Below are 14,131 nucleotides of genomic sequence, written 5' to 3'. Positions count from 1 at the left end.
CTACGGGACTTGGAGGGGACCGCCCCTCGTGTGCGTCGTCGTCCTGGTGTTCGTCGGACCCTTGTTCTATGCCGGGTCGTGGAGTGCCGGACGGGGCGCCAGTTCGACGGTCGTGCGCGCGCCCGTCTCCAGTGCCCGCACCCCGGCCTCGGCGGCCGCGGCGGCCGCGTACCCGTCCCAGGAGCCCGGCCCGGTGACCCGGCCCCGGCGGGTGGCGTCCACCCAGCTGCGCACCTCGCGGTCGTAGGCGTCGGCGAACCGTACGAGGTAGTCCTGCGGCACCTCCTCCCGCGCGTCGCCCGCGGCCGTCACCACCATGGTGTGCGCCGCGCCGATCCGGGCGCTGCCCTTCTCGCAGACGGCCTCGCAGCGCACCTCGTAACCGAAGCCGCAGTTGACGAAGACCTCCACGTCCACCACGGCGCCGCCCTCGGTCTCGAAGAGCACGAACTGCGGATCGAGCAGCCCCTCGGGCGCACCGGCCGACGGCCGCGGACGCAACACGGTCACCGCGCTCAACTCCTGGCCGAGCAGCCAGCGGGCCGCGTCGATCTCGTGCGAGACGGAGCTGTTGACCAGCATCGCCGAGGTGAAGTGCGGCGGAGAGGAGACGTTGCGGTGCACACAGTGCAGCATCAGGGGCCGGCCCAGCCGCCCGCCGTCCAGCAGGGACTTCAGCCGCTGGTACTCGGCGTCGTACCGCCGCATGAACCCGATCTGCGCCAGCCTCCGGCCGAGCCGCGCCTCCGCCTCCACCACCCGCAGCGCACCCGCGGAGCCCGGCACCATGGGCTTCTCGCACAGCACCGGCAGCCCCCGCGAGAAGGCGGCCAGCAGCGCCTCCTCATGTGCCTCGCCGGGGGAGGCGATCAGCACGGCCTCGACGCCCGGCGCCTCCAGGGCGGCTTCCACCTCCGTGTGCACGGCGACCCCGCCGATGCCGCCCACGGCCTCCTTCGCCCGCTCGGCGTCGGGGTCCGCCACCGCGGCGACCCGGGCGCCGCTCACCACCCGGTCGAGGCGTCGTATGTGGTCGGCGCCCATGTGTCCCGCGCCCAGGACCGCCACACCCAGAAGTTCACTCACGCTGCGTCCGCTCCTTCACCGTCCGCCGCGCACCCGCCAGCCGCGGGTACGTGTACGGCGAACAGGCTTTCACGCGCGTCAAGAGCCCCGGGCGGCGAGCGGTCACCGCCCGGGGGTGGCGTCAGTACCGCAGTACTCCCGCGATGCCGTCCGCGTCCCCGAGCGCCCCGTCCGGCACGAAGCGGACGTCGGCGCCGGTCTCCAGGCACTGCTCGACGATCTCGTCCACGATGTCCTCGCGGGCGTCGAGGTCGCCGTCGTCCGCCGGGAGCAGGTGCTCGCCGTCGTCGCGCATCGTCACCTTGAAGCCCTCCTCGACGGCCAGCAGCCGGACGCGGCCCGTGTGGGCGCTCTCCCACAGCTCGTCCACCCCGGCCGCGAAGTCCTTGCGGCCACGGGCCGCGTCCAGTTCCCTGGCCACCGCCTCGACCTGCCCGCGCGCCTCGTCCTCGAGCACCGGACGCACCGCCTGCCACACCGCCTCGGCGGTGCCGTGCGCGAGCCCGCCGTGCGGGACGAGCACCGCGTCCGCGGCCAGTGCGCCCGCCTCGTCGAAGAGGGACAGCGCCGGCTCGGGGCCGGTGATGTACAGGGGCCGGGGATGCGCGCGCAGCACCCTGCCCATCGCGGTGTCGGCGTCGCGCAGGAACCTGCGGGTGCCCTCGTCCCGGAAGGTGCTCGGCGCGTCACCGATCCGTTCCTGGCGCTCGGGGTCGAAGTCCTCCTCGGGCCGGTCCAGCGGGAAGCCGCCGAGGTGTTCCTCCACGACCCGGCCCGCGCCGCCGCTCCACAGCTTGACGCGGTCGGCGGCGACCGACAGCACCCAGAACGGCCGCTCGGCCACCTGTGCGGCGACGAGGTTGCGGGTCAGGAAGGTGTCCGAGAGGACCACGCGCTCGGGCACGGAACGGCTGAGCGTCCAGACCTGGTGCTCACCGGGGGCGGCGAAGATCGCCAGGCCGTCCTCGGCGTACGTCAGGTCGATCTCGGCCAGCGCCCGGTCGAGCTCGCGGGACACCTCGGCGCGCCGGTCGCGGCTGACCGCCGGATCCTCCTCCAGCTGTTTCTTGGCCGCGGCGACCGCGTTGCGCAGCCGGACCCGGTCCTGGGCGTTGTCCGGCTCGCGGCGGTGCGTCGGCGTCAGGACGGACACGGCCGGATACGGGCGGGGCCGTCGCAGTTCGGCGAGGGTGGCGGGACTCAGATCGTGCTCCATGTCAGCACGATAGGCCCCGCGGGCATATCAGGCATTCGGAGCAGATTGTCGCTCAGTCGGACCCCGCGTCGGCGGTCTCCGGACCGCAGGAGCTGCCGTCGGGCGGCAGGGAGCCGTACAGCAGGAAGTCGTCGACCTTGTGGTGCACGCACTCGGAGGACGCGTAGCCGGTGTGTCCCTCGCCCCGGTTGTCCAGGACCACGGCGGAGGGGCCGAGCCGGTCGGCCGTCTCCACGGTCCAGCGGTACGGGGTGGCCGGGTCGCCGCGGGTGCCGACCAGGAGCATCTTCGCGCTGTCGAGGTTCTTCACGTCGTCCCGGATGTAGTCCGTGCCCTTGGGGCGGCCGTAACACATGAGCACCTGGGTGAGCCGGTACCGGCCGAATACCGGTGAGGCCTCCTCGTAACGTGCGCGCAGCCGGCCCAGGGACGCGGTGACCTGGGCGGCGGTGGGGCGGTCCGGGTCGTCCGCGCAGTTGATCGCTATCAGGGCGGCCGGGAGGTTGTCCATGGGAACGTCCTCCTCGTCGGTGAGGCCGGCGCCCTTGTCCCCGCGCACCGGGGCACGGACCGGCTCACGGACCGGCTCACGAACGGGGAAGGTGACGCCGCCCGACGAGAAGCCCTCCAGGCCGCGCGTGTCGCCGTCCTCCAGCAGCTGCGCGAGTGCGCGCTCCAGTGAAGGCCACAGCTCCCGGCTGTACAGCGCCTGACCGATCGCGCCGACCAGGTCCTGCCCGGTGAAGGGCTCGCCGAAGGCCGACGGCACCGGGTCGGAGTCGAGGGAGGCGACCAGGCGCACGACCTGGTCACGGGCGCTGCGGGCGTCCTGGCCGAACGGGCAGGCGATGTCCTCGACGCACCAGTCGAGGAAGTTCTCCAGCGCGGTCTGCTGCCCCCGGGCCCCGGCCAGCCCCTGTTCGGTCAGCGGTTCCGTCAGCGTGTCCACCCCGTCGAGGGCCATCCGGCCGACCTTGTCCGGGAACCGTGCCGCGTACACCGCCCCGAGCCGGGTCCCGTAGGAGAAGCCCAGGTAGTTGAGCCGGTGGTCGCCGAGCGCCCGGCGCATCACCTCCATGTCGCGGGCGGCGTCGACGGTGCCTATGTGGGGCAGTACGGGGCCGGAGTACTTGGCGCACTCGGCCGCCGCGTCCCGCAGCCGCTTCAGTACGTCCTCGGAGTCGCTCGTCCCCCCGTCCCCGTCCGTCGCCTCCATGATCTTCAGGGTGGCCGGTCCGCAGGACACCGGGGAGGAGCGGCCGACGCCGCGGGGGTCGAAGGTCACCACGTCGTAGCCGTTGGTGAGGTGCATGAACTCCTTGCCGCCCACGGCGAGTTCATTGACGCCGGAGCCGCCGGGCCCGCCGAAGTTCAGCAGGACCGAGCCCCGCGAGTCACCGGTCGCCCGGTACCGGGCCAGGGCCACGTCGAGCGTCCGGCCCTCGGGCCGCGCGTAGTCCAGGGGGACGGTGACCTTGCCGCACTGCAGGTCCTTCGGCATGTCCGTGCCCTCGCACGCCGACCACTTGACCTTCTGGTCGTAGAACCGGGACATGCCGGACCGGGCGTCCCGCCTGGTCGCGGTGGTCGCGGCGTTCACGGCGGTGGCGGCGCTCGCCGCGGGCAGTCCCGCGCCCAGCAGGGCCAGCCCCAGCGCTCCGGTGACCGCACAGCGCCGGACCGAGGGCCGAGTCTCCAGCGTGGCCTGCATCGATGCCTCCCGGGCGCCCCGTCGCGGACCGGTGGTCGGCGCCCTCGCTCACCATAAGGGGGCTGCCCGAACGGCGCCTCCGGGCGGCATCGCACCGCACGGCGCACCGGACGGCGAGCCGCTTGTTCGATGAACCGCCCACTCGATGGGGTGAAAGGCCGATAAGCCATAACTCGGATGGTGCGCCCGCGTTTTAACCGGTGCGGGCGAATGCCCGCGACCATGTCTGGAAGGCAGGGAACCTCATGAGAAGGGTTACCCGAAACGGTCTGCTCGCCGTCGCCGCCTCGGGCGCGCTGGCCGTGACGCTGCCGGCGTGCGCGGCGTTCGCGTCCGACGGTGCCGACGCCGACGGGTCCGCGGCCGGTTCGCCCGGGCTGATCGCCGGCAACACCGTCCAACTCCCGGTGGACGTGCCGGTCAACGTGTGCGGCAACACCGTGAACGTGGCGGGGCTCCTCAACCCGGCCGCGGGCAACAGCTGCGCCAACACCTCAGAGACGGGGGCGTCCCACACAGGGGCGTCCCACATGGGGGCATCCCACACAAGTGCGCCGCACCAGGGGGCGAGCGCCTCGGGTGGTACGTCCGGCGGCGCCGTCGCCGAGGGGAGCGGAAAGGATTCGCCCGGGGTGCTCTCCGGCAACGGGGTGCAGTTGCCGGTGCACCTCCCGGTGAACGTCAGCGGCAACAGCGTCAACGTGGCCGGCGTCGGCAACCCGGCCGTCGGCAACGAGTCGACGAACGACTCCGAAGACCGCCCGGAGCCCGTACGGCCCCCGGCGGAGCCGGAGCCGTCCGCCCCCGAGGAGGAGCGTGCCGGACCCGAACCGTCCCCGCACGCCGCCCCGCCCCGGGAAGAGGTGTCGCTCGCCCACACAGGGGCGGACCACACCGTGCCCGCCCTCGCCGGCGGTGCCGCGCTCGTGCTGGGGGGAGCGGCCCTCTTCCGGCGCTTCCGGCCGGGCTCCGAGAGCTGACCGAGGCCGGGGCACCCGCTCGCCGTCCGGACGGGCGGGTGCCCCGGCTCAGACGCGTCCCGCGTGGAAGCGCCGGTGCAACGCGTGGATCTCCTCCGTCAGTTGCGGCACCGGGCCCTCCACGGTCACGCCGGGCGCCACCTCCCGCACCGGCAGTGTCCGAACCGGCGGTGCCGGGACGCCCCACTCCGCCAGCCAGGCCATCAGCTGCTCCGACGAGGCGACGTACACGATGCGCCCCAGGCCCACCCACGCGTGTGCGGCGGCGCACATGGGGCAGTGCTCGCCCGACGTGTACACCGTGGCCGCGGCCCGTTCCTCGGGCGTCAGCCGGGCGGCGGACCAGCGCGCGAGCTCGAACTCCGGATGACGGGTCCGGTCGCCGGAGGCCACCCGGTTGCGGTCCTCGGCCAGCAGCGTGCCGTCCCCGCCCACCAGCACCGACCCGAACGGCTCGTCGCCGGCCTCCAGTGCCTCGGCCGCCAGTTCCACGCAACGGCGCAGATGCGGCAGTTCGGCGTCCTTCACGGCCATGGCGCACCGCCCTTCTCGTGACGTGATCGTTCCGCCCCAGCCTATGTCTCCGCGCCCCAGTCTTCTTGCTACCAGTAATCACGAACGTTAGAGTCTATAACGAAAGCGAGCAACAATAGCGGCCCGAGATGCAATGGGTCCGAGACAAGAGGAGCGCCATGTCCACCGCCACTCCGCAGCCGCCCGCCCCGCACGTCGTTCTGGGATCCGGTCCCGCCGGCACCGCGCTCGCCCGTGAGCTGGTGCGCCGGGGCCACTCCGTCCGCCTGGTGGACCGTAGGGCCGCAGGTCCCGCGATCGAGGGCGTCGAGCGGTTCGCCGCCGACGTCGGCACGGCCGACGGTGCCTGCGCCGCCATACGGGACGCCGCCGTCGTGTACCACTGCGTCAACGTCGCCTACCACCTTCAGGTCGAGGTGATGCCCCGGGTCCAGGAGGCCGTCCTGGCCGCCGTGGGTGCGAGCGGCGCCCGGCTGGTGGTGCTCGACACGCTCTACCCGTACGGCGAGACCGGGGGAGCGGTGATGACCGAGGACAGCCCCTGGAAGGCGACCAGCCGCAAGGGACGGATGCGCGCAGAACTGGACGAGCGGTACCTCGCCGCCCACCGGTCGGGCCGGGCCCGCGTCGTCCTGGGCCGCAGCGCCGACTTCGTCGGACCCGGCGTCCTCAACTCGTCCCTGGGTGCCGCCGTCTTCCCCGGCGCGCTCACCGGCGGGGACGTCGTGGCCATGGGCGACATCGATCTGCCGCACAGCTACACCGGCATCGAGGACGTGGCGGCCGGTCTCGCGACCCTCGGCGAGCGGCCCGACGGCGACGGCCGCGTCTGGCACCTGCCGACCGCGCCGGCCGTGAGCACACGTGAGATCCACGCGATGATCGAGCGGCGGGTGGGCGGGCCGCTGAACGTCGTCGTGCTGGACCGGCCCCGCCCTTACGGTCCGTTCGACGAGCAGCTGATGGCCGAGTACGAGGAGATGTTCTACCAGCACACGGAGCCGCAGATCATGGACTCGGCTGCCTTCGAGCGGTTCTTCGAGGCGGCTCCGACGCCGCTCGCGGACACCGTGGATGCGACCGTCACCTGGTACGAGGCGTGGCTCCGCAGCCGGTGACGGTCAATCCCTCAACGGCCCGGACGCGACCGGGAGCGGTCCAGCGCGGCCACGCCGACCGCGGCCAGGCCGATCTGGATGAGCCACTCGACCCAGTCGACGCCGTCCGTGTCGGCCACGTCGAACGCCGAGGCGATCCACGAGCCGATGAACGCGGCCACGATGCCGACGAGGATCGTCCACAGGACGCCGATGCGCTGCCGGCCCGGAACGACCAGCCGGCCCAGCACACCGATGACGACACCGATCACGATGGCGCTGATTATGCCGTCGATCTCCATCTCCACCCCTTCTCGTCAGGACCCCCGCTGTAGAGCGTCTGCCCGCTGAGTGCCGGTGCAGTCCGCGGTGTCCGGCCGAGGCAAGGGCGACGGGCCGGCCCGCGCGTGCGGTGCCGGCCCGTGCCGTTTGCCTCCGGGGTGTCTAGGGCCTGCGTGGCGCGCTCCGCGCCGCCGTACCGGCGCAGACCATGCCCAGAACCAGGGCCAGGGCGCCGATGACGATGTTGTTCCAGATGACACCGGCGTCCGGGCTCGTGCCGACGATCCAGGGCGAGATGATCATCCAGACTCCGATCGCGCACATGGCCCAGCTGAGGCCGTACATGCGCTCCGGGGCGCGGGTGAATCCGAGGGCCAGCAGACCGATGGCGATGCCCACGATCAGGTTGTGGGCCACGAGTGAGGGCTGGCTGGTGGTGAAGTGGAGTATCCACGGGGACACGGCACAGTAGAGGCCGAGCAGGAACACCGGCCCGTCCACGAGTGCCACGTCGCGACCACCGAGCACGCGCGCGTAGCGCGCCTGCATTTCCGGGGCGTCCGGGTGGCTGGTGATGTCACCTCGGGAGTGCGAGACGTTGGCCATGAGTCGTCTCCTTCGACTTGCGGGGCCGACCGCTTCTGATGCGGTGTGCGGTAGCGCCGTATAAGTGCATTCTGCTCTTATTTCTCCCTTATGTGTAGGGGTGGCCGGGTCGGGATCCCGACCCGGCCTGCTTTGTCACACCCGTGTGAATTCCGGGGCCGGGACGTGAGACCGATCCGGTTCTCCTTGACCGTCCTCGACCGTGGCTGCCACGATCGTCGGCATGACCACGCGACCGGACCTCACGCGGCGACGCCACGTCGACCTCGCGCGCGTCTCCAGCGCCTCCTGTCGCACCGCGGCCTGATCCCGCCGATCCGCCGCCCCGTCCCGCCCTCGCCGCACCGGCCCGGCGCCGCCGTGCGCGCGACTGCCCGAGTCACCGTCACCATCACCTGAACCCGGCCGCAGCGCGGTCCGGTCGGGCCCGCCGCCCTCCCGTGCCCCGCATGTCCCGGTCGACGTGGTCCCGCAGGGGACGCCGCCGGGCGTGCCGTCGCGCCCGCCTCCGCCGAAAACCCGAAATGAGGACCCATGGCCACCGTCCTGTCCGTCTCCGGCAGTCCCTCCGCCTCCTCCCGCACCAACCGGCTGCTGCGCCACCTCGACGACCGCCTGACCGCCCGGGGGCACGAGGTGATACCGCTCGACGTCCGCACCGTCCCCGCGGAGGCCCTGCTCGGCGCGGACTTCGGGCATCCCGCGATCGCCGAGGCCGCCGGGCTGTTCGCCCGTGCCGACGGTGTCGTCGTCGGCACACCCGTCTACAAGGCGGCGTACTCCGGAGTCCTGAAGGCCCTCCTCGACCTCCTCCCGCAGTACGCACTGACCGGCAAGACGGTGCTGCCGCTCGCCACCGGGGGTTCCACCGCCCATGTCCTGGCGATCGACTACGCGCTGCGCCCGGTGCTCAACTCCATGGGCGCGGCACACATCGTGCAGGGCTGGTTCACCCTGGACCGGGACATCACGGCCCACGACGACGGCACGGTCACCGTCGCCCCGGGTGCCGCGGAGGCCCTCGCCCATGCGGTCGACCAGTTCTCGGCGGCCCTGACCGCCCGTGCGGCCGTCCCCGTGCCGACGGCCCCCGCGCTGGCCGCGGCGAGCTGAGCGACACCCGACGTTCACCGCGGGCAGGGCGTGACGCCCGGGGCCCGCACCCCCCGTAACCCGCCGCGTCCACGGGGCCGTTGCGCCCCGCCGCGGCCACACCCCGAACGGAGACCCGTGTCGAGCCTCACCTTCCACTGGTTCCTGCCCACCAGCGGCGACAGCCGTGATGTCGTCGGGGGCGGCCACGGTGCCCCGGTCACCGACTCCGGGCGCAACCGGCCGCCGACGGTGGCGTATCTGACCCAGATCGCACGCGCAGCCGAGGACCTCGGCTTCGTCGCCGCGCTCACCCCCACCGGTGCCTGGTGCGAGGACGCGTGGCTGACCACCGCGATGGTCTCCCAGTCGACCGAACGCCTGAAGTTCCTGGTGGCGTTCCGCCCCGGCTTCGTCTCGCCCACGCTCGCCGCGCAGATGGCGTCCACCTTCCAGCGGCAGACCGGCGGCCGCCTCCTGCTCAACGTCGTCACGGGCGGCGAGAGCCGTGAGCAGCGGGCCTACGGGGACTTCCTGGACAAGGACGCCCGGTACCGCCGTACCGGTGAGTTCCTGCACGTCGTGCGGGAGTTGTGGGCGGGCCGGACGGTGGACCTGCGCGGCGAGCACCTCCACGTGGAGGACGCGCGGCTCGTACGGGTGCCCGACCCCGTGCCCGAGGTGTACTTCGGCGGTTCCTCCGCCGTCGCCGGGGAGGTCGCCGCGCGGTACGTCGACGTGTACCTCACCTGGGGCGAACCGCCCGAGCAGGTGGCGGCCAAGATCGCCCGGCTGCGGACACTGGCCGCGAAGGAGGGCCGTACCCTGCGCTTCGGCATCCGGCTGCACGTCATCACCCGGGACACCCCGGAGCAGGCCTGGGCCGAGGCGCACCGGCTGCTCGACGGCTTCGACCCGGAGACCGTACGGGCCGTGCAGGCCGGCCTCGCCCGCAGCGAGTCCGAGGGGCAGCGGCGCATGCTCGCCCTGCACGGCGGGTCCCGCGACGCCCTGGAGATCCACCCCAACCTGTGGGCCGGCATCGGCCTGGTGCGCGGCGGCGCGGGCACCGCCCTGGTCGGCAGCCACGACGAGGTCGCGGACCGGATCGCCGAGTACCACGCCCTCGGCATCGACGAGTTCGTCCTCTCCGGCTACCCGCACCTGGAGGAGGCCTACTGGTTCGGTGAGGGCGTCCTGCCGCGCCTCGCCCGCCGGGGACTGTGGCGCCACCCGGCCCGGACACCGGCCGACCGCGACGCTGCGCCGTTGCCGGTCGCCGTCTAGGACGGGGCGCGGGGCCGGCCCGTCGGCCCTCGTGCGCCCGTGGCAACTCCACGGCCGGCCCGCCGGATTGGATTGGTCTAAACCCTTGACTGGTACAGACCAACGCGGTTGAGTGTGCCCCACACCTCCCTCCACGGCCGCCCCCACGCCGTGGCCGGTCCGGCCGGCACGTGCGCCCAAGGTTCCGCTCCACCCTGCCCTTGCCGGGGAGCGGCCGTGCTCCGCAGAAGGAGACAGACCTGTGTCGAGGCGCCGTATGTCCGCCGTGGTGACCGCACTCGCCCTCGCGGGCGCAGTACCGTTGCTCCTCCCCGCCAACGAGGCGTCCGCCGCCTCGTGTTCGAGCTACCCCGCCTGGTCGGCCGGTGCGAACTACAACACCGGCGACATCGTCCGCTACACCGACGGCAAGGCGTACATCGCCGAACACGCCAACCCGGGCTACGACCCCCTCATCAGCACCTGGTACTGGGAGCCGTACGCGTGTGACGGCGGTTCGCAGACGCCGGTCGGCAACTTCGTGGTCAGCGAGGCCCAGTTCAACCAGATGTTCCCGGGCCGGAACTCCTTCTACACCTACAGCGGCCTCACCGCCGCGCTCAGCGCCTACCCCGGCTTCGCCAACACCGGCAGCGACACCACCAAGAAGCAGGAGGCCGCGGCCTTCCTCGCCAACGTCAGCCACGAGACCGGCGGCCTCGTGCACATCGTCGAGCAGAACACCGCCAACTACCCGCACTACTGCGACTGGAACCAGCCCTACGGCTGCCCCGCCGGACAGGCCGCCTACTACGGCCGCGGACCGATCCAGCTCAGCTGGAACTTCAACTACAAGGCCGCGGGCGACGCCCTCGGCATCGACCTGCTCGGCAACCCCTGGCTGGTGCAGAACGACGCGGCCGTGGCCTGGAAGACCGGCCTGTGGTACTGGAACACCCAGTCCGGGCCCGGCACCATGACCCCGCACAACGCGATGGTCAACGGCGCGGGCTTCGGCCAGACCATCCGCTCCATCAACGGCTCCCTGGAGTGCGACGGCCGGAACCCCGCGCAGGTCCAGAGCCGGGTCACCAAGTACCAGCAGTTCAGTCAGATCCTCGGCGTCTCCCCGGGCGGGAACCTGTACTGCTGACCGCTGCCGGGTGTGCCAAACTCCGCCGATGACCTCGGAAACGATCACCGCGGAGTCCGCGGGCACCTGGCACCTCGGCGACCTGCCCGTCCGCCGCGTCGGCTTCGGCGCGATGCGGCTGACGGGCAGCGCCGCCTTCCACCTCGGCACCCCGAGCGACCGCGAGCGCTCCCTCGCCGTGCTGCGCCGGGCCGTCGAACTCGGCGTCAACCACATCGACACCGCCGCCTTCTACTTCTCCTCCCTGCGCTCCGCCAACGAACTGATCAACAGCGCGCTCGCGCCCTACGCCGACGACCTGGTCGTCGCCACCAAGGTCGGCCCGTACCGCGACTGGTCGGGTCAGTGGGGCACCTCCGCCCGCCCCGAGGACCTGCGCTCCCACGTCGAGGAGAACCTGCGCCAGCTCGGACGCGACCACCTCGACGTCGTCTACCTGCGCCGCATGCGCCAGGACTCGGTCGCCGAGCACTTCGGCGCGCTGGCCGAACTGCGCGAGGCGGGGCTGATCCGCCACCTCGCCCTGTCCGACGTGGAACCCCGGCACCTGGCCGAGGCCCAGGCCATCGCGGAGGTGGTGAGCGTCCAGAACCGGTACGGGCTCGGCTTCCACGACCCCGCCACCGACGCGCTCCTGGCCCAGTGCCGCGCCCAGGGCATCGCCTTCGTGCCGTTCTACGCCATCGCGGGCGAGTCCGGACCGCGGGGCGCCGGCACCGCCCACGAGGAGGAGGTGCGCGCGGTGGCCCGGTCGCACGGAGCGAGCCCCGCGCAGGTGCGGATCGCCTGGACCCTGCACCAGGGCCCGAACGTGCTGGCCATCCCCGGCACCGGCAACCCTGAGCACCTCGCCGAGAACGTCGCCGCGGGCGCGCTGCGCCTCACCGACGCGGACCTGGCGCGGCTCGACGGAGCACGCACGGGCTGACCCGCCCCGCACGGCGCCGGTTCCCCCCCGGCGGGGACTTGGCGCCCAGGGCGTTTTACGTATAACCTCTCCCGTCAATCGCCCGTCCCGGAAGGTGTTCGATGACACGCATCGCCCTGGTCGCCCTCGTCGTCGACGACTACGACGAGGCGATCCGCTTCTACACCGAGGCCCTCGGTTTCCGCCTCGCCGAGGACACGCCCCGGCCCGACGGTTCCCGCTGGGTCGTCGTCGAGCCCCCCGGCGAACCGGGCCCGGGCACCGCCCTGCTGCTGGCCCGCGCCAAGGGGGAGGCCCAGCGGGCCCGGATCGGCGACCAGACGGGCGGGCGCGTCGGGTTCTTCCTGCACACCGACGACTTCGCCCGCGACCACGCCCGCATGACCGCGGCGGGCGTGACCTTCCTGGAGGAGCCCCGGCACGAGGCCTACGGCTCGGTCGCAGTCTTCCAGGATTTGTACGGCAACCGCTGGGACCTGCTCCAGCCCGCCGCCCCCTGACCGTTCCCGCTCCGCACGTCACACCCGTCCCCGCAGTCACGCCCCAGAACCGCCGAGGAACCATCGCACATGTCATCTACGCGCATAGACACCGAGACCCTCCGCCGCCTCCCCAAGGCGGTCCTCCACGACCACCTCGACGGCGGTCTGCGACCGGCCACCGTCGTGGAACTGGCGGAGAGCGTCGGCCACACCCTGCCCACCACGGACCCCGACGCGCTGGCCGCCTGGTACTACGAGGCCGCCAACTCCGGTGACCTGGTGCGCTACATCGCCACCTTCGAGCACACCCTCGCCGTGCTGCAGAACCGCGAGGGCCTGCTGCGCACCGCCGAGGAGTACGTCCTCGACCTCGCCGCCGACGGCGTCGTCTACGGCGAGGTCCGCTACGCCCCCGAGCTGAACACCCGGGGCGGGCTGTCGATGCGGGAGGTGGTGGAGACCGTCCAGGAGGGTCTCGCCGCCGGCATGGCCAAGGCGGCCGCCGCCGGGACGCCCGTCCGCGTCGGCACCCTGCTCTGCGGCATGCGGATGTTCGACCGGGTCCGCGAGGCCGCCGACCTCGCGGTCGCCTTCCGGGACGCGGGCGTCGTCGGCTTCGACATCGCCGGAGCGGAGGACGGCTTCCCGCCCGCCGACCACCTCGACGCCTTCGAGTACCTGCGCCGGGAGAACGTGCCCTTCACCATCCACGCCGGCGAGGCGCACGGACTGCCCAGCATCCACCAGGCCCTCCAGGTGTGCGGCGCCCAGCGCATCGGCCACGGGGTCCGCATCACCGAAGACATCCCCGACCTCGCGGCGGGCAAGCTCGGCCGGCTCGCGGCCTGGGTGCGCGACCGCCGCGTCGCCCTGGAAATGTGCCCGACCTCCAACCTCCAGACCGGCGCCGCCGCCTCCATCGCCGAGCACCCGATCACGGCGCTCAAGGACCTCGGCTTCCGCGTCACCCTCAACACCGACAACCGCCTGGTGTCGGGCACGACGATGACGCGCGAGATGTCCCTGCTGGTCGAGCAGGCGGGCTGGAGCGTCGAGGACCTGCGCACGGTCACGGTGAACGCCCTCAAGAGCGCCTTCATCCCCTTCGACGAGCGCGAGGCCCTCATCGAGGACGTGGTCCTGCCGGGCTACGCCTCGGAGCTCTGAACGAGCCCGCGCACATAGGCGGCCTGTCCGACGTGCTGGAGATCGTCGGACAGGACGCTGACCAGCCGCACGGCGAGCGTGACCGGCGGATCCCAGGCGTCGTCGACGACCCGCTCCAGGTCCTTGGCGGTCAGCGAGCGCAGGGCCGTGAGGGTCTGCTCGTGCACGGCGTCGTAGTAGCCGGTCAGCAGGTCGCCCGAGTCGACCCGCACCTTCGCGACCTCGGCGGGGCTGTGGCCGTAGCCGGTGTCGCGGCGGGGCAGCCCCAGGCCGAAACGCTTCTCCCACTCCCCACCGAGCCACACCTGGTCCAGTCCGAAGGCGTCCGCGACGTGGTCGTCCTGGACGCGGGTGAGGTGCCAGACCAGCCAGGCGACGGAGTTGGCGTCGGCGGCGGGGCGGGCGTTCAGGCCGTCGGGGTCCAGGCCCTCGACGGCGGCGTGGACTTCTTCCTGGATACGGCCGTAGCCCTCGATGAGGATGTCCTTCGCATGCATACGTCCACCATCGCGCAGTCCGGCCCCCCGCGCC

Annotated in this window: 16 protein-coding genes; 9 read left to right on the top strand and 7 right to left on the bottom strand. The window is 72.6% G+C overall.

The genetic code is table 11. From position 1 onward, the window contains the following. Positions 1-66: 66 nt before the first annotated feature. From ACZ6IM_RS05230 to ACZ6IM_RS05220, 3 genes are all read right to left on the bottom strand, one after another. Positions 67-1,086, bottom strand: a complete 1,020-nt coding sequence (locus tag ACZ6IM_RS05230; RefSeq protein ID WP_052837268.1) for a Gfo/Idh/MocA family protein — start codon at positions 1,084-1,086, stop codon at positions 67-69. Between the two features lie 121 nt (positions 1,087-1,207). Then, complete coding sequence (locus ACZ6IM_RS05225) at positions 1,208-2,302, bottom strand: baeRF3 domain-containing protein (RefSeq protein WP_052837269.1); 1,095 nt, start codon at positions 2,300-2,302, stop codon at positions 1,208-1,210. 52 nt (positions 2,303-2,354) lie between these two features. Continuing rightward, on the bottom strand, positions 2,355-4,013 hold the full coding sequence (locus tag ACZ6IM_RS05220) for an alpha/beta hydrolase (RefSeq protein WP_052837270.1): 1,659 nt from the start codon (positions 4,011-4,013) through the stop codon (positions 2,355-2,357). A gap of 245 nt (positions 4,014-4,258) precedes the next feature. Between ACZ6IM_RS05220 and ACZ6IM_RS05215 the strand changes: the two genes are divergently transcribed. Then, entirely contained in the window at positions 4,259-4,993 is a 735-nt protein-coding gene (locus tag ACZ6IM_RS05215) for a chaplin (protein ID WP_469554320.1), read from the top strand. A gap of 48 nt (positions 4,994-5,041) precedes the next feature. Here ACZ6IM_RS05215 and ACZ6IM_RS05210 read toward each other — a convergent pair whose 3' ends face one another. Continuing rightward, positions 5,042-5,527, bottom strand: a complete 486-nt coding sequence (locus ACZ6IM_RS05210) for a nucleoside deaminase (protein ID WP_052837271.1) — start codon at positions 5,525-5,527, stop codon at positions 5,042-5,044. 158 nt (positions 5,528-5,685) lie between these two features. Here ACZ6IM_RS05210 and ACZ6IM_RS05205 point away from each other — a divergent pair, with 158 nt between their 5' ends. Next, a complete protein-coding gene (locus ACZ6IM_RS05205) occupies positions 5,686-6,645 on the top strand; it encodes an SDR family oxidoreductase (protein WP_469554319.1) in 960 nt (319 codons plus the stop codon). A gap of 11 nt (positions 6,646-6,656) precedes the next feature. Here ACZ6IM_RS05205 and ACZ6IM_RS05200 read toward each other — a convergent pair whose 3' ends face one another. Both ACZ6IM_RS05200 and ACZ6IM_RS05195 read right to left on the bottom strand, forming a co-directional pair. After that, on the bottom strand, positions 6,657-6,926 hold the full coding sequence (locus tag ACZ6IM_RS05200; protein ID WP_052837377.1) for a GlsB/YeaQ/YmgE family stress response membrane protein: 270 nt from the start codon (positions 6,924-6,926) through the stop codon (positions 6,657-6,659). 142 nt (positions 6,927-7,068) lie between these two features. After that, positions 7,069-7,512 (bottom strand): SPW repeat protein, encoded by a 444-nt coding sequence (locus ACZ6IM_RS05195; protein WP_052837273.1) that lies wholly within the window; start codon positions 7,510-7,512, stop codon positions 7,069-7,071. Between the two features lie 223 nt (positions 7,513-7,735). On the opposite strand from ACZ6IM_RS05195, the gene ACZ6IM_RS05190 reads away from it, so the two are divergent. The 7 genes from ACZ6IM_RS05190 to ACZ6IM_RS05160 all read left to right on the top strand — a co-directional run bounded on the left by ACZ6IM_RS05190 (position 7,736) and on the right by ACZ6IM_RS05160 (position 13,600). After that, positions 7,736-7,819 (top strand): putative leader peptide, encoded by an 84-nt coding sequence (locus ACZ6IM_RS05190; protein ID WP_350891961.1) that lies wholly within the window; start codon positions 7,736-7,738, stop codon positions 7,817-7,819. A gap of 227 nt (positions 7,820-8,046) precedes the next feature. Next, positions 8,047-8,625 carry an NADPH-dependent FMN reductase gene (ssuE, locus tag ACZ6IM_RS05185; RefSeq protein WP_052837274.1) on the top strand — a complete coding sequence of 193 codons (579 nt, stop codon included), beginning with the start codon at positions 8,047-8,049 and terminating at the stop codon, positions 8,623-8,625. A 117-nt stretch (positions 8,626-8,742) separates the two neighbouring features. Further along, on the top strand, positions 8,743-9,891 hold the full coding sequence (locus ACZ6IM_RS05180) for an LLM class flavin-dependent oxidoreductase (RefSeq protein WP_052837275.1): 1,149 nt from the start codon (positions 8,743-8,745) through the stop codon (positions 9,889-9,891). A gap of 241 nt (positions 9,892-10,132) precedes the next feature. After that, a complete protein-coding gene (locus ACZ6IM_RS05175) occupies positions 10,133-11,023 on the top strand; it encodes a glycoside hydrolase family 19 protein (RefSeq protein ID WP_052837276.1) in 891 nt (296 codons plus the stop codon). 28 nt (positions 11,024-11,051) lie between these two features. Beyond that, positions 11,052-11,951 (top strand): aldo/keto reductase, encoded by a 900-nt coding sequence (locus ACZ6IM_RS05170; protein ID WP_469554318.1) that lies wholly within the window; start codon positions 11,052-11,054, stop codon positions 11,949-11,951. 101 nt (positions 11,952-12,052) lie between these two features. Next, positions 12,053-12,451: a VOC family protein gene (locus ACZ6IM_RS05165; protein WP_052837278.1), complete on the top strand. Its 399-nt coding sequence runs from the start codon at positions 12,053-12,055 to the stop codon at positions 12,449-12,451. 69 nt (positions 12,452-12,520) lie between these two features. After that, a complete protein-coding gene (locus ACZ6IM_RS05160) occupies positions 12,521-13,600 on the top strand; it encodes an adenosine deaminase (protein ID WP_052837279.1) in 1,080 nt (359 codons plus the stop codon). On the opposite strand, the gene ACZ6IM_RS05155 is transcribed toward ACZ6IM_RS05160, so the two are convergent. Further along, entirely contained in the window at positions 13,582-14,097 is a 516-nt protein-coding gene (locus ACZ6IM_RS05155; protein WP_052837280.1) for a mycothiol transferase, read from the bottom strand. The genes ACZ6IM_RS05160 and ACZ6IM_RS05155 overlap by 19 nt on opposite strands. Between the last annotated feature and the right edge of the window lie 34 nt (positions 14,098-14,131).

The sequence above is a fragment of the Streptomyces sp. NPDC042336 genome, assembly GCF_055581985.1.
Note: the sequence above shows the minus strand (reverse complement) of the source record. Positions and strands in the feature narration are given on the sequence as shown.